Below are 22,853 nucleotides of genomic sequence, written 5' to 3' on the forward strand. Positions count from 1 at the left end.
GGAAAATGTTGACAATGCTTGCTATTTTGTCCGCATCACTGATATTTGTTGATCCAAGGAAACCCATGTTCGTTGAATGTTTATTATTAGTTGTTGGTTTAGCGCTCTTAGTTTGGAGTGCTGATCGTTTTGTTTTTGGCGCTGCCGCTATTGCTAACAATTTTGGTTTACCGCCGATGATTATTGGCCTAACCATCGTCGCCTTGGGCTCCTCTGCCCCAGAAGTTATGGTTTCAGCAACCGCCGCCTTAGAAGGCAAAATGAATACCGCAGTGGGAAATGTAATCGGCTCCAACATTACCAATATCACTTTAGTTCTCGGCGTGACCGCCTTATTCAAACCTTTATTCGTTTCATCATCAACGTTATTTAGAGAATTACCGATGGTGTTAGCCGCCACGGCATTTGCTGGTTGGATATTACATGACCAACATCTTGGATATATAGAAGGTACCTTATTATTGACGATATTTGTAACCATGATGGCCTTTCTCATCATCGGCTCGCTACGTCAACGTAACAACGCCAAACTAGATCCAATGATGGAAGAAGCCGCTTCGGAAGTCCCCAAAGATGTAGCAACCAGCAAAGCTTTGTTGTGGCTTGCGGTTGGTTTAGTATTATTGCCGATAAGTGCTGACATATTAGTCGGTTCAGCCTCAGAAATCGCGCGCTATTTTGGGATCAGTGATTTAGTGATCGGCTTGACCATCATCGCCATCGGCACCAGTCTGCCAGAACTAGCTGCTTGTATCGCAGGGGTCATCAAGAAAGAAGATGACCTGGTTCTGGGTAATATTATCGGCTCAAACCTATTCAATATTTTAGCCGTATTAGCGGTCCCCGCAATGCTCGCCCCCGGTCCAATTGACGCCCTTGCTGCCGAACGTGACTTCTATGTCATGATGGGGGTAACCTTATTACTGTTTGTGATGTCAATGAGCTTCTTTGGCAGAAGTCGCAAAATATCACGTTGGGAAGGCGCAATATTATGCTGCAGCTTTGTTGCCTATCAACTGTTATTATTCTCGGCTTAAGCGACTATTTTTATTCAGCATTATTTGAGGGAAATTGAGTGTCAATTGATTATATCGCCACCGCTAAACAGGTTTTAGAAATCGAAGCTTTGGGCATCGAAAATCTGCACCAATACTTAAACCAAGATTTTAGTGCAGCCTGTGAGTTAATCTTAGCGGGTAAAGGTAAGGTCATCCTTACCGGGATGGGGAAGTCGGGTCATATTGCCAATAAAATAGCCGCGACTTTAGCGTCGACCGGGACCCCAGCTTTTTTTGTGCACCCTGGCGAAGCCTGTCATGGTGATTTGGGCATGATATCCGCCGATGATATTGTTATTGCGCTCTCAAATTCTGGAGAGTCAGAAGAGATCCTCTCCTTATACCCGGTGTTCAACCGTATCGGTGTACGCTCAATTGCACTCACCAGTAACCCTCTCTCAAGTATGGCAAAATTGGCCGACTACCACCTGTGTGTTGCCGTTCCCCGTGAAGCGTGCCCTCTCGGCTTAGCGCCAACCGCTAGCTCTACCGCTACGCTCGTCATGGGAGATGCTTTAGCCGTGGCGCTACTCCAAGCTCGAGGCTTCACTGCCGATGATTTTGCACTATCTCATCCGGGTGGCAGTTTAGGCAAAAAACTGCTATTGAGTGTTCACGACATTATGCTCAGCGGGGAACAAATTCCTTTAGTTGTAGTCGAACAAACTATTCGAGAAGCACTATTTGAAATTACCGCCAAAGGTTTAGGTATGGTTGGCGTCGTCAATCAGCAGCAACATTTAGTCGGAATTTTTACCGATGGAGATTTACGCAGGATCCTAGATCAGCGTATCGATATTCATGAAACGCCAATTGGTCAAGTGATGACACACAACCCTAAAGTAATAGAAGATGATTGGTTAGCCTTTGATGCGCTTAAACTGATGAAGAAAGACTCAATTAACGGTCTATTTGTGCTCCATCAACAAACCGTAATTGGCGCTTTTAATATGCACACCTTACTGCAAGCAGGAGTCTATTAGTGAGTGTTGAAACGCCCTACGGTGCGGTCACCCAGCAAAACTACAGTTTAGCCAGAAATATAAAATTGCTCATTTGTGATGTCGATGGCGTATTCTCCGATGGTCGGATCTACCTCGGTAATGATGGCGAAGAATTAAAGGCCTTTCACACCCATGATGGCTTTGGTATTAAAGCATTACTCAATGCAGGTATTGAGGTTGCGATTATTACCGGCCGCCAATCAAATTTAGTCAGCACCCGCATGCAAGCTTTAGGTGTGCAGCATATATTTCAGGGCCAGCAAGATAAAATGCAAGCCTATCGACAATTACAACAAAAGCTAAGCTTAAGCCCCGAATACTGTGCCTATATCGGCGATGACGTGGTCGATGTTCCAGTCATGAATGCCTGTGCCTTAGGGGTTGCTGTATATGACGCCCATCCATTATGTAAACAAGCTGCCAAATTAGTGACTAAAACCGCTGGGGGTTATGGTGCAGTGCGGGAATTATGCGATTTAATTCTTCAGGCACAAGGACAGCTACAAAATGCTCAGGGCATGAGTATATGAATAAACCCACTTGGTTTTTTGCGGTTTTATTTATGGTGGCTTTGGTGCTTTGGCAGCTCAGCCCGTCAGATACCCAACAACTGACCGAAACTCGCGAAATCAATAAACCCAATTTTATTGCCGAACAGCTATACAGTGTTAGTTTTGGCGAACAGGGAAGGCCCCGCTATCGTATTTATGCCGAACAGATGGCGTATTTTGAGCAACTCAAGCACACCACTTTCAGCCAACCAAAAATCTTGGTATATCCCGATCCCAAACAACCTGTATGGCAAATCGTGGCCGATCAAGCTACAGTACAGCAGCAACACACGGTCATGTTAAATGACAATGTAGTAATTAAAAACTTGAGTCGCAGCAAATACGTTCGTGACTTAATTACAGACAGCTTGGAAATCGACCTGCAAAACGAAACCATGCATAGTGATAAACTCGTTACCGTTTATGGCCCATCCTACGAATTATATGGACGCGGAATGAACGGTGATTTAGCCAATGAAATAGTGACTTTATTAAATGATATCGAAGCGGTTTACCACAATCCACAAGAATAAATTAGCCTTTTTAGCAAGCCTGTTACTCATCAGTTGGGGGGCTCAAGCGCTTGAAGACGACTTCAATAAACAAATTGTCGTCGATGCCGACCGTCAACAGGTTAATATCAAAGAAAATCGCGTCACTTTTTATAGTAATGTCGTCGTGACTCAAGGCTCGATAAAAATGCGCGCCGAAGAACTGAGCGTTATCGGAAGTGAGCAAAAAGGCAGCGAAGTGATGATAGCAAAAGGCAAACCAGCCACCTTCTATCAGCTCTTAGATAATGGTAAGCCCATTGAAGCAGAGGCGAACGAAGTGCGTTACGATTTGAAGACTCAAACGCTTACGCTTACTAACAATGCACTGCTGAAGCAAGAAGAAAGCTTAGTCAAAGGTCAAATGATTAAATACAGCATTAACAAACAAGAAATGGTTGCTCAGGGCGACCAAAACAATCGGGTGACCACCATTTTCTTACCCCAACAACTCAACAAAGTTGCCCCCAAGGCCACGCCTCAACCATGAGTACCTTAATTGCAGAAAACCTTGCCAAAAGTTACAAGGGGCGCAAGGTCGTTAAAAACGTGAGTCTCAATGTTGAAACTGGAAAAATTGTCGGTTTATTAGGGCCCAATGGCGCTGGAAAAACCACCACTTTTTATATGGTGGTTGGTTTAGTCCCAAGGGACCAAGGGCGGATCCTAATTGACAACGAAGATCTGTCAAGTACCGCCATGCATACCAGGGCTCGCAAAGGCATAGGTTACCTACCGCAAGAAGCATCTATCTTTCGTCGCCTCTCGGTAGAAAAGAATATTTTAGCGGTCTTAGAAACACGTAAAGACCTCGATAAACAACAACAAATGGGCGCGCTCGATGACTTACTTGAAGAGTTTCATATTGGTCATATTCGCAAGAATTTAGGCATGAGTCTGTCGGGCGGTGAACGTCGCCGAGTAGAAATTGCCCGCGCTCTAGCTGCCGCACCTAAGTTTATTTTGCTTGACGAACCCTTCGCAGGCGTGGATCCTATTTCTGTTATCGATATAAAAAAAATCATTGAACATCTTCGTGATCGCGGTCTGGGTGTATTGATCACCGACCACAATGTAAGAGAAACACTAGATGTTTGTGAGCACGCCTATATCGTTAGCCAAGGCGAACTGATAGCCTCAGGAAAACCTGAGGAGATACTTAAAAATGAGCATGTGAAACGAGTTTATCTCGGTGAACAATTCAAGCTATAGTTAAAGTATGTCCTCAAACGCGATAATAAAAAGAAGGAACAGCGGTAATTAATGAAAGCATCTTTGCAGTTGCGTCTTGGTCAGCAATTAACCATGACCCCCCAGTTACAACAGGCCATACGCTTACTCCAGCTTTCGACGCTGGATCTGCAGCAGGAAATCCAAGAAGCTTTGGAGAGTAATCCTCTGCTAGAAGCAGATGAAGCGCAAGCAAATGACGCAGACTCGGCTGAATTTAAATCAGCCAGCGAGCAAAATAGTGATGCAAACAATAGCCAAACGGAGATCGATAGCAGCCAGATGGAAACTGGCGATGCGATTAGTCAAGATACCGTCGCAGACGATCTTCCGGTTGACTCAACTTGGGATGACATTTACAGCGCGAGCTCGGCTCCTGCCAGCTCTTCATCCGGTAGCAGCAGTGATGACAACGACATGTTGTTTCAAGGTGAAACCGTTGACTCCTTACAAGATCACTTGCTCTGGCAAATGCGCCTCACGCCTTTTAGTGAAATAGACCAAGCTATCGCCCTCGCCATCATCGACGCAGTCGACCAATCAGGTTACCTGACACAAGATTGTGAGCAATTACTTGAGGGACTACGTTCGATTGAAAATAATGATTTAGATGTCGAGTTAGATGAAATTGAAGCAGTACTTAAACGTATTCAGCACTTCGATCCAGTTGGTATTGCTGCCCGCTCTCTACAGGAATGCTTACTCATCCAATTAAGTCGTTTCAGCGAACAAACACCTTGGCTGAATGAAGCGAAAGACATCGTATCGAATCATATTGACGTATTAGCAAATCGAGATTTTCGTTTATTGGCCCGTAAAACCAAGTTAAAAGAGGAGCAGCTACGCGAAGTGATGCGGCTGATTCACACCTTAGAGCCAAGACCTGGTAATGCCGTCGAACCAAATCAAGCCCAATACGTAATTCCCGATGTCTCGGTGATTAAACGTCAAGGTCGCTGGGTGGTTGAACTCAATCCTGACGCGATGCCAAAACTACGCATCAATTCACATTATGCATCGATGACTAAAACCTCGACCAACGCCAACGATACCCAGTTTATTCGCAGCCATCTGCAAGAAGCAAAATGGTTCATCAAGAGTATTGAAAGCCGTAACGAAACCCTACTGAAAGTCTCTAATTGCATCGTGCATCACCAACAAGCTTTCTTTGAATATGGTGAAGAAGCCATGAAACCGATGGTATTGAATGATGTTGCCGAAGCGGTTGAAATGCATGAATCCACGATCTCTAGGGTCACGACTCAAAAATTCATGCATACCCCTCGCGGGATCTTCGAACTCAAATACTTTTTCTCTAGCCATGTGGCTACCGATGGTGGAGGAGAATGCTCCTCAACAGCCATTCGTGCATTAATTAAGAAACTGGTTGCTGCCGAGAATACCAGTAAACCACTCAGCGATAGTAAAATCGCTGATATTTTGGCAGATCAAGGCATCAAGGTGGCTAGGCGTACGATAGCTAAATATCGTGAGTCATTGGCTATTCCACCTTCTAACCAACGTAAGAGCCTTATTTAAAGGCCACTATAAAGGGGACGACATCTATGCAAATTAACCTTACTGGACACCACGTAGAAATCACTGAGTCTTTGAGAGAATATGTCCACACTAAGTTTACTAAGCTACAACGACGATTCGACCAAATTAATAATGTCCATGTTATTCTCAATGTCGAAAAACTGAATCAGATTGCCGAAGCCACTATACACCTAAATGGTGGTGAATTATTCGCCACTTCAGAACACGCTGATATGTACGCGGCCATCGATAGCCTCATCGATAAGCTCGATCGCCAAGTCATTAAGCATAAAGAAAAACTCACCAAACATTAGTCATAGTAATGCAAATAGATAAAGTACTAAGCTTGGACTGCACCCAAAGTGCAGTCCAATGTTCGTCAAAAAAACGAGCATTGGAATTGATCAGTGAACTAGTTGCGAAGCAACTCGACACCACATCTAAAAGTATATTTGAAAGTTTATTAAATCGTGAACGCATGGGCAGTACTGGCATTGGCCAAGGCATCGCGATCCCTCACGGTAGAATAGGCAATCAATACCATGCGACCGCAGTATTATTACGCTGTACTCCGGCGATTTCCTTTGACGCCATTGACAATCAAGCCGTTGATTTAATATTTGCCTTACTGGTTCCCGAAGACCAATGTCAACAACATCTAAATACTCTCGCTCAAGTTGCTGAAAAACTTAATGATAAGCAAATATGCAAACAACTTCGTACAGCACAAAGTGATGACGAATTATACACGATCATGATAGCCTAAGACTCTAATCGTTATTAGGGGTTATCATGGAACTGATTATCGTTAGCGGGCGCTCCGGTTCAGGTAAAACGGTCGCACTACGAGTATTAGAAGATTTAGGTTATTACTGTGTCGACAATTTACCAGTCGTATTATGGCGTCCTTTAATTGAACACCTAAAAAGACAGTACACCAAAGTCGCCATTAGCATCGATGTGCGAAATTTACCTGATGAACCCTCACCCATCGGTCAACTAATTCGCGATGAAGGCTCTGAGCTTAACCTATTAAGTATTTTTCTCGACGCGAAAGATGATGCACTGATCCGCCGCTACAGTGAAACTCGGCGGGTTCATCCACTGAGTCAAAACGACATGTCTCTAGCCAAGGCCATAGAATCTGAAACCGCCCTGCTCGCCCCCATTTCTCGCAATGCTGACCTAAGAATAGATACCTCGCGTTTATCCGTACATGAATTGAGTCAGCTCATTCGATCGCGAGTGACCGGAGAACAACAACAGCAATTAATTATGGTGTTTGAGTCCTTTGGCTTTAAAAATGGCGTACCCAATGATGCCGATTACCTATTTGATGCTCGCTTTTTACCGAACCCGCACTGGCAAGAAGAACTACGACCTTTATGCGGTCTCGATCAAGCGGTTAAAGATTATTTAGCCAAGCAGCCTCTTGTAGAGCAGTACATCCAGCAAATCGCTGATTTATTAGGATCTTGGCTGCCGCATTTAGAAGCCAATAATCGCGCCTATCTGACCATCGCAATTGGTTGTACTGGCGGACAACATCGTAGTGTTTATGTCGCCGAACAACTGGCTGAACACTTTAGTCAAAAACGTAAGGTGCAGCGGCGCCATCGAACTTTGGAACATAAACTTGAAACTCACTAGACAAGTCGTCGTAAAAAACAAACTGGGCTTACACGCTCGCCCAGCCACCAAACTGGTCGAATTGGTACAAGAATTTGAAGCTGAAGTAAGTATTATTGACGGGGAAAAAACCGCTTCGGCTGCCAGCGTGATGGGATTGCTGGTATTGGCAAGCGCTCAAGGCAATACCCTCACGATAATCTCTGAAGGTAACGATGCAGAGGCTGCTCTCGATGCCATACAACAACTCGTTGAAGCAAACTTCGACGAGGAATAACGCGAATTTATTGATGCAACTGCTACACTAAGTCCTGTTGCATTTTTAGTGAATATTTATATCGTAGCGGACAAGGCAGAGCCTATCGCGTAGAAACAGCACTGATGCAGGTACTCAAGCCGTAAACTGTGACACATGTTACCCAAAGGGTTCCGCTGAAAACCTTTGTACCATCCGCGACAGGTTCACCCGCTCTAAAAGCGTGGTTTAATCTTTACACGACTATAAGGACCGCTTATGCCTGAAGAGATGGAGTTAAATCCTAATCAACACAAACGCCTACAGGAGCTAAACCAAGCGCTCGATAGTGGTATGTTTGTGCATGTTAGGCGAATGCTTCATCAGATGCCGCCTTGTGATGTCGCTCTACTATTAGAATCTAGCCCTCCCGCAGGTCGAAAAGTATTATGGCAACTCACCGATCCGGAAAAGCACGGTGAGATCCTCGAAGAATTAAACGAAGATGTCATGGAAGGGGTACTCCAATTAATGGCCCCCGAAACCCTTGCTGCAGCGACCGAGGGAATGGACACCGATGATATCGCCTACGTGCTTCGCAGCCTACCCGATAGTGTCTATCAAGAGGTATTGTCGCAAATGGATGGCCAAGACCGCCATCGAGTCGAAGCTGCGCTCGCTTATCCAGAAGACACCGCTGGCAGTATCATGAATACCGACACCATCACCCTGCGGGCAGATGTCAGTATTGATGTTGTATTGCGCTATTTGCGGCTTAGGGGCGAACTTCCTGAAGCAACGGATGCACTTTATGTTGTCGATGAGAATGATTTACTACTCGGCGATATCCCACTATCAACCTTGCTCACCGTTAATCCAAGCGTCAACGTCAGAGAGGTAATGGATAGTAATGCTGAAACCATACCGGTCGCCATGGATGAAGATGACGTGGCTTCCCTGTTTGAACGCCACGACTGGATATCTGCCCCAGTAGTTGATGAACAAGGGCGCTTGTTAGGCCGAATTACCATCGATGATGTGGTGGATATTATTCGTGAGCATGCGGAACACTCGATGATGGGGATGGCGGGGATGGACGATGACGAGGATACCTTCGCCCCGGTCTTAAAAAGTACTCAACGGCGCACCGTCTGGCTAGCGGTGAATCTTTGTACGGCTTTAATTGCAGCGTCGATTAGCAATATGTTTGAATCAACGATTGAACAATTGGCAACGCTAGCGATCTTAATGACTATTGTTCCTAGTATGGGTGGCATCGCTGGCAATCAAACTTTAGCGCTCGTGATCCGTGGGCTTGCGGTGGGCCACATTGGCGAGGGCAACTCTCGCTGGTTGATCGGTAAGGAAGCCGCAATCGGTATGTTAAATGGCTTAATTTGGGCGAGTGTTATTTCGGTAGTGATCACCCTATGGAAAGGTGACTGGACTTTAGGCATTATCATCGCTGGGGCGATGTTCATTAATATGTCCTTAGCCGGATTAGCTGGGGTTAGTATTCCCTTATTAATGAAAAAATTTAATATCGACCCCGCTTTAGCGGGGGGAATGGCCTTAACCACCATCACCGATGTGATGGGCTTGTTCTCCTTTTTAGGTATGGCCACCTTAGTATTAGCTTAAGGCAGGAGTATCTAAATCGCAGCTCCTACTAAATATCAATCAGCCTAAGCGCTGACGAAAAATTTATCTTTGAAGCAAGCTTGAGCTGTATTTTCGGAGAAAACAAAGCGGCATACCACAGGCCGCTGTTAAAATGCTTATCTTAAACAGAAATAGACGCTGAAAGAGTAACAAGTACTAGCTACCCGCAATCTTCATCGAAGAAATCAATATTGAACCGGTTTGAATTGAGCTTTCTTTATCGAAGTCATCCGCAATGGCAACTATATTGGCAAACATCTCTGGCAAGGTACTGGCTACCGTAATCTCATGTACCGGAAAAGCAATTTCACCATTTTCAACCCAATAACCAGCCGCGCCTCGAGAATAATCACCGGTGACCAAATTAACGCCTTGGCCCATCAGCTCTGTCACCAATAAACCGGTTCCCATTTGCTTCAGCAAATCAGCCCGATTGATCCCACTGTGCTGCACTAACCAATTATGGATCCCACCAGCATGACCGGTACTTTGCATACCCAGTTTACGTGCCGAGTAGCTGGTTAACAAATAGCTCTCTAAACGCCCATCAGCAATAATATGGGTCGCTTTCGGGGCCACGCCTTCGCTATCAAAAGGAGTACTTGATAAGCCTTTTTTAATAAAAGGATCCTCGTAGATCGACAACCAACTAGGGAACAGCTGACTGCCCAAACTATCGAGTAAAAAAGACGAACGGCGATACAAATTACCACCACTAATCGCCCCCACGAGGTGGCCAAATAAGCCACTCGCGACCTCTTGGTCAAACACCACCGGCACCTCACAAGTCGCTATTTTACGACTACCGAGGCGACCTAAGGTTTTACTAATCGCCTTGTCGGCCAGTTGTTGAATACTGTCTAAATCGGCAAAATCACGCGCCACGCTATAGGCGTAATCACGCTGCATCTCTTTATCACCTGCGATCAACATGCAACTAATGCTATGGCGGCTGGTTGGATAGCCTTCAACAAAACCATGGCTGTTTCCATAAACCTTCACCCCGTAGTGACTATTCACATTCGCCCCGTCACTGGCCTTAATCTGCGAATTGCTCAAAGCTAAGCCTTCACATTGCTTGGCTAATTCAATAAATTTTTCAGGCTCCAATGGGTGAGGATGAAATAATTCTAGATCCGCAATATCTGTTGCTAGTAATGCTTTATCTGCAATCCCTGCCGCTTTATCCGCCGATGTATATTGAGAGATATCATAAGCCGCTTTCACCGCATTAGTGATAGCTTCTGGACTCAGATCTGAGGTTGAGGCACTGCCCTTACAATTCGCCGAATACACCGCAATCCCCAGCGCACCGTCATGATTAAACTCAAGGGTTTCCACTTGTTGATCACGAGTCGCAACACAAATTCCCGTTTGTTTCGAAATCGACACTTCGGCTTCATCCGCGCCAAGCTGTTTTGCTTGCTTAATCGCAAACTCAACAGCTTGTTTTAATTGACTGAGTTCTTGGCTCGATTGTTTTTCAGGGCTCATTTTGATTTTTTAATTTCCATGTATGGCCCTCGGGCCTGTTGAACTATAGCGGTCAATTTTCGTTCGAGATCTTAGGATGTTATCCCAGCTCAAGTGATGCAGCTTAGCATTCTAAGCAAACACCTCGCAACAATAAGTAAACGCCTTACAACAAAGAGTCAAAGGTTTTAGCCAAAGCCATGATCCAGCGTTTATAAGCGCTTACTGCTTGGCACAGAGAGACAAGCTAACAACAGCCAAAGCGCCGTTCAAAAATCCACCAGCCAAGTCCCAAATGTAAGCATTAAAGATAAACCCTCTTCACCACAAAACTCATCGAGCGGCCATAGCCAAGAACTGGTAAGATATGCGAAAAGTTCTATGAGTAACAGAAAATGAGTAATGACCCGTCCTTTACAGACGAAGATGAGTGGATTAGTAAATCAGAAATCAAGCGTGAAGCCGATAAACTGAAAAAATTGGGTGTCGAATTAGTGGGTTTAACCAATCCACAAATAGAGACTATCAGCATGAGCGCAACCTTAAGAGAAGCAATTGCCCTTGCCAAACGTTTGAAAGATAAACGAGAAGCGGCACGCCGCCATATGAATTACATTGGTAAAGTACTAAGAAGCGAAGACATTGAAAGCATCAATGCTGGCTTAGATAAGATCCGCAACAAACACATTTATCAAGCACAGGCCCAGTTAGCTCTAGAGAAACGGCGAGAACAGCTGATAGAAGAAGGGGATCCTGCGATTAATGCCTTAGTCGAAAAAAATCCAACGTTAGAGCGTCAAAAATTGCGCCAGTTGGTCCGCCAAGCCAAAAAAGAATTAGAGCAGCAAAAACCAGCTAAGGCTCACCAGGACTTGCTTAAATATCTCAAATTACACTCTTAAAAAAAGGGCCAAGGCCCTTTTCATTTATGCAGTGCCACCAACGGTAAGCTGATCAAGTTTCAAACTCGGCTGGCCAACCCCCACAGGAATGCTTTGTCCTTCCTTACCACAGACTCCAACCCCTTGATCCAAACACAGGTCATTCGCCACCATCGACACTTGTTGCATCGCTTCAGGGCCACTACCAATTAAGGTTGCCCCTTTTATTGGCGTAGTAATCTTACCATCTTCAATGAGGTACGCTTCCGAAGCCGAAAAGACAAACTTACCCGAGGTTATATCCACCTGACCTCCGCCAAAATTAGGCGCGTAAATACCTTTTTTCACCGAAGCGATGAGTTCTTCAGGCTCACTTTCACCACCTAACATATAAGTATTGGTCATGCGAGGAAGCGGCAGATGTGCATAAGACTCTCGGCGTCCATTTCCAGTCGACTGAGTATCCATCAGTTGAGCATTATGCTTATCTTGCATATACCCTTTCAGAACACCGTTTTCAATTAATACATTATATTGCCCAGGCGTACCTTCATCATCAATACTCACCGATCCCCGACGGTTGGCAAGCGTACCATCATCAACAATAGTACATAATGGCGAAGCTACCTGTTGTCCGATACAACCAGAAAATGCCGAAGACCCTTTACGATTAAAGTCACCTTCCAGACCATGTCCCACCGCTTCGTGCAGTAACACACCTGGCCAGCCAGCACCGAGAACTACTGGCATCAGTCCGGCTGGGGCATCCACCGCTTCTAAATTCACTAAAGCTTGGCGTACCGCTTCTTTCACATAAACCATCGCCCGTTCACAGCCATCAACTTCTTCAAGGAAATAACTATAATTCTGACGTCCACCACCGCCCGCAGATCCGCGTTCACGGCGCTGTTTACGTTCGACTAAGACACTACAATTGAAACGAATTAATGGCCGAATATCCGCAGCTAAGGTACCGTCACTAGCTGCGATTAATACTTCTTCGTAGACCCCACTCAAGCTCACGATCACTTGGTTAACCGCAGGATCTAAGCTACGAGCATACTTGTCGGCGCGTTCTAATAAGGCAATCTTCTGTTGATTAGATAAACTAACCAAGGGGTTATTGGCTTGATAATACTGTTCCGCTGCGACCCGTTTAAAAGGCTTTAAGTTGCCCCTTGAGGCTGGCGAGCTGATCCCTCTGGCCGCCTGACAAGTCTGCATTAAAGCATTGGGATTAATCACATCCGAGTAGGCGAAACCGGTCTGCTCTCCACTGATCGCACGAACCCCAACCCCTTGTTCAATGTTATAGCTGCCTTCTTTCACGATGCCATCTTCTAAAACCCAAGACTCATGTCGACTATGTTGAAAGTACAAATCGGCATAATCTATTTGGTTCTTCGCCACTTCAGCCAGCGCTAAGCTCAACTCTTGTTCGCCAATGCCACTTGGCAAGAGTAAGGATTGACTGACTTTTTCAAACGACATAGTGATTATTTTCTCCACCCTAAATGTAATTGCCCGTGCAACGACACTGGCATACTGCTTCTCACTTGTTGAATTAACTGCGGATTAAATTCGGCTCGCGCCATAGACTCTCCGCTCGCTTGTATATCTAAACAACGTCCCCAAGGGTCAACTACCATCGAATGGCCCCACGTTTGACGCTGGTTATGGTGGGTGCCAGCTTGATTAGCCGCCACCAAATAAAATTGATTTTCGATCGCTCGGGCCTGTAATAAAGGTCCCCAATGCGCCTCTCCCGTCACTGCGGTGAATGCAGCTGGTAGTAATACAATATCACAGCCCTGTTCGCGCAACAGCTGAAATAAATAAGGGAAACGCAAATCAAAACAAATCGCCATCCCAACTCGATATTCACCAATATCAAACCACGCCAAATTCTGACCCGCGATAAAATAATCTGACTCTCGATAAGCCCCCACATTGTCGGCGACATCAACATCAAATAAATGCAACTTGTGGTAATGCTGAAGTAATTTGCCGTGAGGGGAAAAAGCCAAAGATGAGGTATAGCAACGGGTGTCATCTTCGGCCAGCGTTGGCATACTGCCTGCCACCAAATATATTCCATAGCGCTTAGCTTGCTCGGCGAGCCATTGTTGGATCGGTCCATCGCCTAAAGCTTCCGCCAGCTGCATATATCCCTGCTCCCCTGCCCCATAAGCCGCAAAATTTTCCGGCAAAAGCACCAAATCTCCGCTTTGTGGTTTAGCCTGAGCGAGCAAGCGCTCTGCCTGTTGTAGGTTGTCAGCTAAGTTGGCACTCGAATTCATTTGTAAGGCAAGTAAATTCATTAACGTGCGTTCTCCTTTCTAAACTCATCGGGGACTTCAATTTTTTGTTTCACGCGTTCTAATTCAATTAATTCAGGCTGGCGAATATTACCTTTAAGAGCAAAATCAATTTGAGTCACCACTTCCACCACCGGCTCAAGTAACTTCGATAGCGCAAGTACTGCAACCCCCGTCACAGGGGTAACCAAAAAAGCGGCTAAAACGGGTAAGCTAGAAGTCACTTTAGGTGAATAACTTACTAAATAATCAACTTTACCATCCCCAAAATCAACTTTTCCTTTACCACGCATGGTACCGGCGACCCCGTCTAAATAAAAATCTTGGTTATCAGCTACCCCATGTTTTAAATTGATCGAGCCACTCATTGAATCAAAGTGCAGGCCCTTCTCAAACACGTCACTAAAATCAAGTTTCAAACGTCGTCGAATCGTATCGAGACTAGCTAAAGTCAATAAGCGAGTACCTTTATCGCTCATTTCGGTGAGGGCACCACTACCTGTTTTCATCGATAGTTTGCCATCTAGAGACCCTTTTTGAGGCCGATAAAGTGCATCTTGCCAGCTAAGGTCAAAGCTAAAGTTTGCCGGCGTTCTTTTGAGTGGGCTGGTTATGCCCATCGTTTCAATCATCTGCTCCATGCTGTCACTATTCAAAGTTCCAGCCACTCCCGCTTGTTCTCCGTGTTCGCTTTCGGTCCAAAACAACGCAGAAGTGAGCTGACTATGTCCCCAATCAATCCATAAGCGACCATTTTCCAGACGATGATCCACTATTGGCATATCCAGCTTAAGCTTACCCAGACGATAATCTGCAAATTGGCAAGCATCACATTCAAGCACAAAAGGCGGTAATCGTTGCAATAACGAAACCGGCTCAGGGGCGAACAATGATTCCGAATCCGCCGACTCAGAGGCGCGGTTGTCAGGCTCAAGACTAAACTTCAAATTCGGTAATATGGCTTTTTCAATCTTGACCTGTACTGGCATTTCGAGACTGGGCTGAGAGGGCGCAGCAATACTTGCCAACAATTGATCCGAACTAATTTGCAACTGAGTTTTACTCAAAGGAAGATAGGCAAAATCAAAATTATCGAGATCTTGTTCCAATAAATGAGCTTGCTGAACCTTGCCGCGAATAAACATGAGGGGCGGGCGCTCAAAACTCACGTTGCGAAAGTCACTCAGTTTTTCTTGCGGAACAAAATTAGCTTGTTGTTTCATCCACTTCAACCAAGGTTGCAGTTCAAGTTCAGCAAAATCAAAAGACATCGCTAAACCATTGCCCTGCCAAAGCAGATCATTATTGGCGCCCAGATTCAGTAGACCATGAGTGATTTTTTTCTGCTCATTTTGATAACTTAATGTCAGCTCTGCGGAGACCAACTGATTGCTTTCCAAACGAATATCACTGGCTTGATTATTACCACTCACACTTAAGGCTGTTGGCCAGAGCTGCGTTTTAGTTTTCCCCAAGGGCGCGGGAAGCCGTGATGCTAAACCCAGTAATTCAGAGCGAAAATCACCACGATAGTCAAATAAGCCTTGCGGCTTCAACTGAATATTTAGATCACCCTGCCAGGCTAAGTCACCTGTCGCATACTCGCTTAAAGGTAAACCAAAAGCGCGCTCTGCTGCGTTGATTTTCCAACGCCCAGCGAGATCGAAATCAAGCTGATAATGAGCCGCTTGTGCCTCAGTCTTTAATTTTACATCCAGCGGCATGCCACGCCAAATCGCACTGAGTTTATTACTATGCAACTTCTCATTTTGAAAAGACAGCCGTCCTTTGAGTTGGTTAAGCTTCATCCCAGTCGGAATAATGGCCAAATTATTACCCAAAAAGTCAACATGACCATTCACTTCTACTTCGCCGCCAGATAAGGGGATATGAAGATACACCTGCCCCGCAACATCACCATTGCTTAACGGCAATTGCTGCAAGCTACTACTTAAGGCTGTGACCGGAGATTGCATCAAATAGTCAGCCACGGCCTTTGCGGGCGCCTTGATATCACCAGTGATAAATAACTCTGAATCATGGTGAAATTCAGGAATACTCGCAGTAATCCGTTGTGCTGGTACCGCTCCCAAGAGCGCTTGGTTGCTTTCCATAAACAAGCCATCATTTTGAAACAGTAGATCAAGCTGCAGCTTCTCTAGGTTTGGCCAATGAGGGTCAAATTTAAAACGGGCATCTTTCAGTGGAACAAAAGCTTGAAAGATACCATCGTGTTGCTGATAGGGGTAATGATTGAGTTGTCCGTACCACAACACCTGACTATGCTTGGCTTGGCCCGCTAATAAGGCTGGTTTAAGGTAATCGAACACCTTACCCGGCATAATTTTGGGATAATAACGATAGGCTTTTGCCGCATCTTTAACTTCTGCGTTGGCGATTAGGCTGAGTAATGGCCATTGACCCTGCTTTGGCCATTGCAAAGACCACTGGGCGAGCAGATCTAATTCAGGGGTTCGTAACTGAGTATAGGCACTACTTAAGCGAAGCGCTGAATCAGCAAAATCGATATTTACCACTGAATCAAAAGCCTCGATTTCAAAGGTTTCAGCAAATTGAACCGCCAGGCCAAACTTCCCCTGTTGCTTAAAATGCACTTGAGCCCTTTGTTCATCACCCGCTAAGTGAACATTTAACTGCTCAAAACTTGGAATAAAAGACTGCCCTTGAGCGCTTAAATCCGATAGTTGCGCCTGATATTGCCACTGCTTGCTAAGCGGTAAGTATTCAAGCTTCAATTGCTCCAGAGTACCCGCTTGTAGCAATTTCGACCATGCAATATCTTGCTTACCGGCAGCCAACCAATCTATCGCGCCAGACCAGGCTGCAAGATCCAAATGTTGGATCTGCCAAAGTTGCCGCTGTTGACTCACCACAGCCTGTAAGTCAAAGTCACTGTTGGGCTGACCATTCATGTTCAGTACCCACGGCAGTTTATCCACCCGCCATTGTTGACCCACTTGCAGCGCCTGTAACAAACCACCGTTAATGTGCAGCTGCTGTAATTCTTCTGCTCCCCAGAATACACTACTCGGCTGCCATTGCATGACCCAACGTTGCTGCTGTTTCGCACCAAAATCGCCCCATAACGAAAGATTTAAGTCACTGCTCAATTGGCTGGAAACTTTCCCTGAAAGTAGCGGGATGGTATTTACATTAAGATGTTCCGCTTCCGCGAAAAAATGCCCGCTCAACTGCTTTATTTGACTGGCATCACCGCTTAAGTCCACTCGAAATTTAACCCGTCCACTCTCCAAACCTTGACCGATCCGCACTTCTCCATCGCCCTGATGGAGGCCATTACTATTCAGCCAATCCAAATTCGCAATATCGAGTTTAAGTTGATGCTCAGGGAAGTTCAGTAGGATGATACTATTGGTGAGGCTAAAACGAGTTAACTGCTCCAAAAAGGTATCAGCAATCGCTTGATAAGAATGTGAGTAATCGATCGTTTCTTCTGATTCAGAAGGTGCTACATCCAGCTGAAAACTCAAGCCATCTAGCACCAAATCTTTAAACACCACCTTTCTCTGTTCCAGTGTTTGCCAAAGATCTAGTTCTAGCATTAAGGCATCAACGTGAAACTGAGTATCACGATCTTTACCGATGGCAATTTGGCTATTTTCAAATACCAACATCGGACGGAAATTATGTAAACGAGCATTAAGCTGACCAATACTCAGGCTAGCGTCCTGCCCTTTAATCAACCAAGCGGCAATGTCATCTTTATAATGGCTGGCAAATGCTAAAATGCCGCGAGCTAAACTTAAGCACACGGCAACAATAACTAATAATAGCGCTAAACCATGCCAACATTGACGAGCACTTCGGGAGAAAGCCTTCAACATAGATCTACATTAAGACCACATCGAATTGTTCTTGGCTATACATCGGTTCAGTTTGGATCTTCACTTGCTTGCCAATAAACACCTCTAGCTCCGCCAAACTATGGGACTCTTCACCCACTAACATCTCCGCAACTTGAGTCGACGCATACACGATGAAATTATCAGCATCATAAGCTCTGTTCACCCGTATCACCTCCCGTAAAACCTCATAACAAACCGTTTCTACTGTTTTCACAGTTCCACGACCACGACAGGTTGGACACTCGCCGCAAAGAATATGTTCAATACTTTCTCGAGTACGCTTACGCGTCATCTCCACCAAACCAAGCTGTGAAAAACCACTGATATTGGTTTTCGCACGATCTTTTGCTAAGGCGAGCTCTAGACTATGCAACACTCGGCGCTGGTGTTCCGTCTCAGACATATCGATGAAGTCGATGATCACAATACCACCTAAATTACGTAAACGTAATTGACGAGCAATTGATTGTGTCGCTTCGATATTGGTATTAAAAATTGTTTCTTCAAGATTTCGGTGGCCGACAAAAGCGCCGGTATTAATATCAATGGTGGTCATCGCTTCAGTTTGATCGATGATCAAATACCCACCCGACTTTAAATCAACTCGGCGTTTTAAGGCACGTTGGATTTCGTTTTCAATATCAAACAAATCAAAAATAGGTTGCTCACCGGCATAGTACTCTAGGATCTCGGTAAACTCGGGCACAAATTCAGCACAAAAAGAAATCAATTGTTCATAGGTTTCCCGAGAATCTACTCGGATCCGATCCAAGTGAGTGCCGACAAAATCACGAATAATACGCAGAGCTAAATTTAGCTCTGCGTACAACTGGCTTTTGCAGGCGGAGCTTTCTTTTCGTTGTAAAACTTTACGCCATACCCGCTTTAAGAAAGCAGCATCTCGCTCTAGCTCTTCTGCGCCAACCCCTTCGGCTGCAGTACGAATGATAAAACCACCCAGTTCGTCCACAAAATCGGCACAAATATCTTTCAGCCGTTCCCGTTCTTCCTCGCTCTCAATACGTTGTGAGACACCAACATGGCTGCTGCCCGGCATAAAAACTAAATAGCGTGAAGGCAGCGTAATATCGGTGGTTAAACGAGCCCCTTTAGTGCCTAAGGGATCTTTCACCACCTGCACCATAATATCTTGACCTTGGCGAACCAATTCGGCGATATTACCCACTTGGAAGTGTTCTTGCTCGGTAACATCCACACATTCGGTATGGGGCACAATATCCGATGCATGCAAGAAAGCCGCTTTATCTAAACCGATATCAACAAATGCAGCTTGCATTCCAGGTAGCACTCGGCTCACTCGCCCTTTATACATGTTGCCAACAATTCCACGACGCGCATCACGCTCAACATGCGTTTCTTGCAAGATCCCGCTATCGACTAAAGCAACACGGGTTTCAGTTGGAGTGACGTTAATCAATAATTCTGCTGACATAGTAACCTAGCAAGTTAAATAACAATGAAGTAAACGATCGGTTTCAACTAAGGGAAGCCCGACCACCGAGCTATAGCTGCCCTCAATCGCTTCAACAAATTTACCACCGATCCCTTGGATCGCATAACTCCCTGCTTTATCGCAGGGTTCGCCGCTAGCCCAATAGTCGCTCATTTGCTGCATAGAAATAGCACAGCACTTCACCTGAGTGGTGACCAATTCGGTATGGGGCTGATCTTGATAATACAAACACACAGCAGTCATCACTCGATGCTGCTTGGCACTTAACAACTGAAGCATTCGTTGACTATCGGCCTGATCTTTTGGTTTCCCTAAAATCTGCCCCTGACAAACTACGATTGTATCCGACCCCAGCACTGCGCTGTTCGCATCCGTTTGCTGACGATATATAACCGCCGCCTTTTGCTCCGCCAAACGCCTCACTAATTGCTCTGGCGTTTCATTTGCTAACACCGCTTCATCAATATCGGCCGCTTGCACACTAAAGGCCCAGCCCAACTGAGTGAGTAACTCGATTCTTCGGGGGGAGGCCGAAGCCAAAATCAGCGGGTAAGCTTGCTTCACGTTATTTTCCATTGGCGACGCAATTTACGTAACAATAAGAATATCCATGGCCAAGCAACCGCAGAAGTAATCACAGGATAGAAATACCCCTCAGGCAGATGTATATCCAGCACTAAATATTCGGCCCAAAATACCACCAACTTCGCAAGGGCAACCATCACAGCAACAACCAAGGCTTGTTGCCACACCGAAAAATTGCGTAAACGGGTAAAATTGGTCGCCGCAAGATAGGCGACGATCGACATCGCAAGCGCCCTAACACCCAAAGTTGAACCCAGCAGAATATCAAGGATAAATCCGACTAAAAACGCACTCCCCACATTACTGCGATGCGGTAAGGCAATGGTCCAATAAAACACCCCCAGCAATACCCAGTCGGGACGAAAAGCATCGGCGACCAAAGGCAAGGGAATAATCGCCAATATTAAGGCAATTAAATGACAACAGAGAATGGTCCCGCGACCATTAATTTTTTCTAACATGCAAAAGCCTTTGTTGCCGAACCCACTATCACGGCCAAATCAATAATAAATAACGTAAACGATCTAACTGAACCAAGGGCGTCGCAACCACATCAGCATAGGGCTTGCCCTCTTGATAAGCAAAACGACTAATCAGCGCAACCGGATAACCTTCAGGAAATACCCCCCCCAAACCAGATGTGACTAATACATCGCCTTCAACAATATCAGTACTACGCGGAATATGCGGTAACTGTAACCGACCCAGCTCTCCGGTGCCATTCGCCACCGCCCGGATGTCATTACGGGCAATCCGCACTGGAATGCCATGACTGGCATCGGTGATCAATAGTACTCGACTGGTGGTGGTGCCCACATGTAGTACCTGGCCAATCACTCCCACATCGTTAATCACCGGCTGACCTTCGAACACACCATCAAGTTGACCTTTGTCGATCACCACTTGATGAGAAAATGGATCCGAATCCACCGCCATAATTTCGGCCACCAGCTTGCGACTATCGTGACGCACAGGCGAGCCCAGCAAGGCGCGTAAACGAGCATTTTCCTTGGCTAAACTTTCCAACAATAACTGATCCGCCCGATTCAGCAACAGCTGTTCTTTTAAGATGTTATTCTGCTGTTTTAGCTGTTGACGAGTCTCCAACTGATCAGACATTGAATCCATCAACTGACCCGGCATATTGGCAATATATTGCAAAGGACTGACCAATGAATGCAAATAGATCCGCCAAGGCTGAAAGGCCAATAGTTTACTGTCGGCGAAGATAAGAAATAAAGACAAGGCAATCGCCAATAAAAGGCGAAGTTCTATAGATGGACCTGAGCCGAAGATGGGTTTCATCGGTCTTTACCTGAATAATTTTCTGAGTGATTTAGAAGAGAAATGGCGAGGCTAATCAAGCACTCGCCATTGCAGCGGATTTATTCGTAATGAAATAAATCGCCGCCATGCATATCGATCATTTCAATGGCCTTACCACCACCACGAGCAACACACGTGAGCGGATCATCAGCAACAACAACCGGAATACCGGTTTCTTCCATGAGTAAACGATCTAAATCACGCACCAAAGCACCGCCACCGGTCAATACCATGCCACGTTCAGAAATATCTGAAGCTAACTCCGGCGGGCTTTGCTCTAAGGCAACCATCACCGCACTCACAATGCCAGATAAAGGCTCTTGCAGGGCTTCTAAAATTTCATTGCTATTCAAGGTGAAACTTCTTGGCACACCTTCCGCTAAATTACGCCCGCGAACTTCTATTTCGCGCACCTCATCGCCAGGATAGGCAGAACCAATCACGTGTTTAATGCGTTCTGCAGTTGCTTCGCCAATCAAGCTGCCATAATTGCGGCGCACGTAATTAATAATCGCATCGTCGAACTTATCACCGCCGATCCGTACCGAAGATGAATAAACCACTCCATTCAATGAGATAATAGCCACTTCGGTGGTCCCGCCACCAATATCCACGACCATCGATCCGGTCGCTTCCGATACCGGTAAACCTGCACCAATCGCAGCGGCCATTGGCTCATCAATTAAATACACCTCTCGGGCACCTGCACCCATCGCCGATTCACGAATGGCGCGGCGCTCAACCTGAGTAGAACCACAAGGCACACACACCAAGACCCGTGGGCTTGGGCGTAAAAAGTTATTATCGTGAACCTGTTTGATGAAATGCTGCAACATTTTTTCGGTCACATAGAAATCGGCAATCACACCGTCTTTCATAGGACGGATCGCTAAAATATTACCGGGAGTACGCCCCAACATTTGCTTGGCGGCATGTCCTACAGCCGCTACACTTTTAGGGCTACCACCACGTTCTTGACGAATCGCGACAACTGAAGGCTCGTTAAGCACGATCCCCTGATCTTTAACATAAATAAGTGTATTAGCTGTTCCTAAGTCAATAGACAAATCGTTAGAAAACAAGCCTCGAAGCTTTTTAAACATAGCTAGGCAAATCCTGAGAAGAAATAGTATCGATGATAAGCGATTAAAACTTGGCTCACTTTACCAATGCAGGCCAAGATGAGCAAGCATACTCTGGTTTCAAACAAAGTATAGTGAGGACTATCACCGAAGATCAGACTTCACCACAGCGGTGTTGCACATTTTATAAACAAAACAGCAGGATCGATAAACTTTCAAGCAGATGAGTAAGGCCGTATATCAATTGAGCCCGATAGCTGCGACTCATCTGGTGATACTGATCGCTCGTTTGGCTAAGCCAAGCCAGTAAAGTGCAACCGCGAATCTGAATTGGCTGATGCCGTATCAATCCACTGAAGCCTCAAGCT

General features: G+C 45.6%; 22 protein-coding genes. 13 read left to right on the plus strand and 9 right to left on the minus strand.

What is annotated here, in order from left to right:
• Nucleotides 1–65 precede the first annotated feature (65 nt).
• From ACRRSY_RS18945 to mgtE, 12 genes are all read left to right on the plus strand, one after another.
• Complete coding sequence (locus ACRRSY_RS18945) at nt 66–1,037, plus strand: calcium/sodium antiporter (RefSeq protein WP_432456012.1); 972 nt, start codon at nt 66–68, stop codon at nt 1,035–1,037.
• 38 nt (nt 1,038–1,075) lie between these two features.
• Nucleotides 1,076–2,041: a KpsF/GutQ family sugar-phosphate isomerase gene (locus tag ACRRSY_RS18950; protein WP_432456011.1), complete on the plus strand. Its 966-nt coding sequence runs from the start codon at nt 1,076–1,078 to the stop codon at nt 2,039–2,041.
• Nucleotides 2,041–2,592 carry a 3-deoxy-manno-octulosonate-8-phosphatase KdsC gene (gene kdsC, locus ACRRSY_RS18955; RefSeq protein ID WP_432456010.1) on the plus strand — a complete coding sequence of 184 codons (552 nt, stop codon included), beginning with the start codon at nt 2,041–2,043 and terminating at the stop codon, nt 2,590–2,592. Before ACRRSY_RS18950 ends, kdsC begins: the two co-directional genes overlap by 1 nt.
• The gene (lptC, locus tag ACRRSY_RS18960; protein WP_432456009.1) at nt 2,589–3,146 is read left to right on the plus strand and encodes an LPS export ABC transporter periplasmic protein LptC; all 558 of its coding nucleotides are present in this window, start codon (nt 2,589–2,591) and stop codon (nt 3,144–3,146) included. The genes kdsC and lptC overlap by 4 nt, the downstream gene beginning before the upstream one ends.
• Complete coding sequence (gene lptA, locus ACRRSY_RS18965) at nt 3,109–3,654, plus strand: lipopolysaccharide transport periplasmic protein LptA (protein WP_432456008.1); 546 nt, start codon at nt 3,109–3,111, stop codon at nt 3,652–3,654. The genes lptC and lptA overlap by 38 nt, the downstream gene beginning before the upstream one ends.
• Nucleotides 3,651–4,376, plus strand: a complete 726-nt coding sequence (gene lptB, locus ACRRSY_RS18970; RefSeq protein WP_432456007.1) for an LPS export ABC transporter ATP-binding protein — start codon at nt 3,651–3,653, stop codon at nt 4,374–4,376. The genes lptA and lptB overlap by 4 nt, the downstream gene beginning before the upstream one ends.
• Nucleotides 4,377–4,427: 51 nt before the next feature.
• Nucleotides 4,428–5,933: an RNA polymerase factor sigma-54 gene (locus ACRRSY_RS18975; protein WP_432456006.1), complete on the plus strand. Its 1,506-nt coding sequence runs from the start codon at nt 4,428–4,430 to the stop codon at nt 5,931–5,933.
• Nucleotides 5,934–5,959: 26 nt separating this feature from the next.
• Complete coding sequence (gene hpf, locus ACRRSY_RS18980; protein ID WP_432456005.1) at nt 5,960–6,247, plus strand: ribosome hibernation promoting factor; 288 nt, start codon at nt 5,960–5,962, stop codon at nt 6,245–6,247.
• Nucleotides 6,248–6,255: 8 nt separating this feature from the next.
• Nucleotides 6,256–6,699: a PTS IIA-like nitrogen regulatory protein PtsN gene (gene ptsN / locus ACRRSY_RS18985; protein WP_432456004.1), complete on the plus strand. Its 444-nt coding sequence runs from the start codon at nt 6,256–6,258 to the stop codon at nt 6,697–6,699.
• A 26-nt stretch (nt 6,700–6,725) separates the two neighbouring features.
• Nucleotides 6,726–7,583, plus strand: coding sequence for an RNase adapter RapZ (rapZ, locus tag ACRRSY_RS18990; RefSeq protein WP_432456003.1), 858 nt, complete (start codon nt 6,726–6,728; stop codon nt 7,581–7,583).
• Nucleotides 7,570–7,839 (plus strand): HPr family phosphocarrier protein, encoded by a 270-nt coding sequence (locus ACRRSY_RS18995; RefSeq protein ID WP_432463808.1) that lies wholly within the window; start codon nt 7,570–7,572, stop codon nt 7,837–7,839. The genes rapZ and ACRRSY_RS18995 overlap by 14 nt, the downstream gene beginning before the upstream one ends.
• A gap of 237 nt (nt 7,840–8,076) precedes the next feature.
• The gene (gene mgtE / locus ACRRSY_RS19000) at nt 8,077–9,438 is read left to right on the plus strand and encodes a magnesium transporter (protein WP_432456001.1); all 1,362 of its coding nucleotides are present in this window, start codon (nt 8,077–8,079) and stop codon (nt 9,436–9,438) included.
• Between the two features lie 177 nt (nt 9,439–9,615).
• On the opposite strand, the gene pmbA is transcribed toward mgtE, so the two are convergent.
• Nucleotides 9,616–10,953: a metalloprotease PmbA gene (gene pmbA, locus ACRRSY_RS19005; RefSeq protein WP_432456000.1), complete on the minus strand. Its 1,338-nt coding sequence runs from the start codon at nt 10,951–10,953 to the stop codon at nt 9,616–9,618.
• A gap of 374 nt (nt 10,954–11,327) precedes the next feature.
• Between pmbA and yjgA the strand changes: the two genes are divergently transcribed.
• A complete protein-coding gene (yjgA, locus tag ACRRSY_RS19010; RefSeq protein ID WP_432463809.1) occupies nt 11,328–11,834 on the plus strand; it encodes a ribosome biogenesis factor YjgA in 507 nt (168 codons plus the stop codon).
• Nucleotides 11,835–11,858: 24 nt separating this feature from the next.
• Here yjgA and tldD read toward each other — a convergent pair whose 3' ends face one another.
• The 8 genes from tldD to ACRRSY_RS19050 all read right to left on the minus strand — a co-directional run bounded on the left by tldD (nt 11,859) and on the right by ACRRSY_RS19050 (nt 22,506).
• Nucleotides 11,859–13,304 (minus strand): metalloprotease TldD, encoded by a 1,446-nt coding sequence (gene tldD / locus ACRRSY_RS19015; RefSeq protein WP_432455998.1) that lies wholly within the window; start codon nt 13,302–13,304, stop codon nt 11,859–11,861.
• A 5-nt stretch (nt 13,305–13,309) separates the two neighbouring features.
• A complete protein-coding gene (locus tag ACRRSY_RS19020; protein WP_432460145.1) occupies nt 13,310–14,134 on the minus strand; it encodes a carbon-nitrogen hydrolase family protein in 825 nt (274 codons plus the stop codon).
• Nucleotides 14,134–17,997: a YhdP family protein gene (locus ACRRSY_RS19025; protein ID WP_432463810.1), complete on the minus strand. Its 3,864-nt coding sequence runs from the start codon at nt 17,995–17,997 to the stop codon at nt 14,134–14,136. Before ACRRSY_RS19025 ends, ACRRSY_RS19020 begins: the two co-directional genes overlap by 1 nt.
• Before the next feature lie 4 nt (nt 17,998–18,001).
• The gene (rng, locus tag ACRRSY_RS19030) at nt 18,002–19,471 is read right to left on the minus strand and encodes a ribonuclease G (protein WP_432455995.1); all 1,470 of its coding nucleotides are present in this window, start codon (nt 19,469–19,471) and stop codon (nt 18,002–18,004) included.
• 6 nt (nt 19,472–19,477) lie between these two features.
• On the minus strand, nt 19,478–20,068 hold the full coding sequence (locus tag ACRRSY_RS19035; protein WP_432463811.1) for a Maf family protein: 591 nt from the start codon (nt 20,066–20,068) through the stop codon (nt 19,478–19,480).
• A complete protein-coding gene (gene mreD / locus ACRRSY_RS19040) occupies nt 20,053–20,538 on the minus strand; it encodes a rod shape-determining protein MreD (RefSeq protein ID WP_432455993.1) in 486 nt (161 codons plus the stop codon). The genes ACRRSY_RS19035 and mreD overlap by 16 nt, the downstream gene beginning before the upstream one ends.
• A gap of 28 nt (nt 20,539–20,566) precedes the next feature.
• A complete protein-coding gene (gene mreC / locus ACRRSY_RS19045; RefSeq protein WP_432455992.1) occupies nt 20,567–21,382 on the minus strand; it encodes a rod shape-determining protein MreC in 816 nt (271 codons plus the stop codon).
• 80 nt (nt 21,383–21,462) lie between these two features.
• Nucleotides 21,463–22,506, minus strand: a complete 1,044-nt coding sequence (locus ACRRSY_RS19050) for a rod shape-determining protein (RefSeq protein WP_432455991.1) — start codon at nt 22,504–22,506, stop codon at nt 21,463–21,465.
• Nucleotides 22,507–22,853: the final 347 nt, after the last annotated feature.

This window comes from Agarivorans sp. QJM3NY_33, from assembly GCF_050870865.2.
Taxonomy (GTDB): Bacteria; Pseudomonadota; Gammaproteobacteria; order Enterobacterales; family Celerinatantimonadaceae; genus Agarivorans.

What these genes read in the sequence shown, in the direction of transcription:
- ACRRSY_RS18945 (WP_432456012.1), top strand. Translation starts at nt 66, where the DNA reads ATGTTCGTTGAATGTTTATTATTAGTTGTTGGTTTAGCGCTCTTAGTT.
- lptC (WP_432456009.1), top strand. Translation starts at nt 2,589, where the DNA reads ATGAATAAACCCACTTGGTTTTTTGCGGTTTTATTTATGGTGGCTTTG.
- lptA (WP_432456008.1), top strand. Translation starts at nt 3,109, where the DNA reads ATGATATCGAAGCGGTTTACCACAATCCACAAGAATAAATTAGCCTTT.
- lptB (WP_432456007.1), top strand. Translation starts at nt 3,651, where the DNA reads ATGAGTACCTTAATTGCAGAAAACCTTGCCAAAAGTTACAAGGGGCGC.
- ACRRSY_RS18975 (WP_432456006.1), top strand. Translation starts at nt 4,428, where the DNA reads ATGAAAGCATCTTTGCAGTTGCGTCTTGGTCAGCAATTAACCATGACC.
- hpf (WP_432456005.1), top strand. Translation starts at nt 5,960, where the DNA reads ATGCAAATTAACCTTACTGGACACCACGTAGAAATCACTGAGTCTTTG.
- ptsN (WP_432456004.1), top strand. Translation starts at nt 6,256, where the DNA reads ATGCAAATAGATAAAGTACTAAGCTTGGACTGCACCCAAAGTGCAGTC.
- rapZ (WP_432456003.1), top strand. Translation starts at nt 6,726, where the DNA reads ATGGAACTGATTATCGTTAGCGGGCGCTCCGGTTCAGGTAAAACGGTC.
- mgtE (WP_432456001.1), top strand. Translation starts at nt 8,077, where the DNA reads ATGCCTGAAGAGATGGAGTTAAATCCTAATCAACACAAACGCCTACAG.
- pmbA (WP_432456000.1), bottom strand. Translation starts at nt 10,953, where the DNA reads ATGAGCCCTGAAAAACAATCGAGCCAAGAACTCAGTCAATTAAAACAA.
- yjgA (WP_432463809.1), top strand. Translation starts at nt 11,328, where the DNA reads ATGAGTAATGACCCGTCCTTTACAGACGAAGATGAGTGGATTAGTAAA.
- tldD (WP_432455998.1), bottom strand. Translation starts at nt 13,304, where the DNA reads ATGTCGTTTGAAAAAGTCAGTCAATCCTTACTCTTGCCAAGTGGCATT.
- ACRRSY_RS19020 (WP_432460145.1), bottom strand. Translation starts at nt 14,134, where the DNA reads ATGAATTTACTTGCCTTACAAATGAATTCGAGTGCCAACTTAGCTGAC.
- ACRRSY_RS19025 (WP_432463810.1), bottom strand. Translation starts at nt 17,997, where the DNA reads ATGTTGAAGGCTTTCTCCCGAAGTGCTCGTCAATGTTGGCATGGTTTA.
- rng (WP_432455995.1), bottom strand. Translation starts at nt 19,471, where the DNA reads ATGTCAGCAGAATTATTGATTAACGTCACTCCAACTGAAACCCGTGTT.
- ACRRSY_RS19035 (WP_432463811.1), bottom strand. Translation starts at nt 20,068, where the DNA reads ATGGAAAATAACGTGAAGCAAGCTTACCCGCTGATTTTGGCTTCGGCC.
- mreD (WP_432455993.1), bottom strand. Translation starts at nt 20,538, where the DNA reads ATGTTAGAAAAAATTAATGGTCGCGGGACCATTCTCTGTTGTCATTTA.
- mreC (WP_432455992.1), bottom strand. Translation starts at nt 21,382, where the DNA reads ATGAAACCCATCTTCGGCTCAGGTCCATCTATAGAACTTCGCCTTTTA.
- ACRRSY_RS19050 (WP_432455991.1), bottom strand. Translation starts at nt 22,506, where the DNA reads ATGTTTAAAAAGCTTCGAGGCTTGTTTTCTAACGATTTGTCTATTGAC.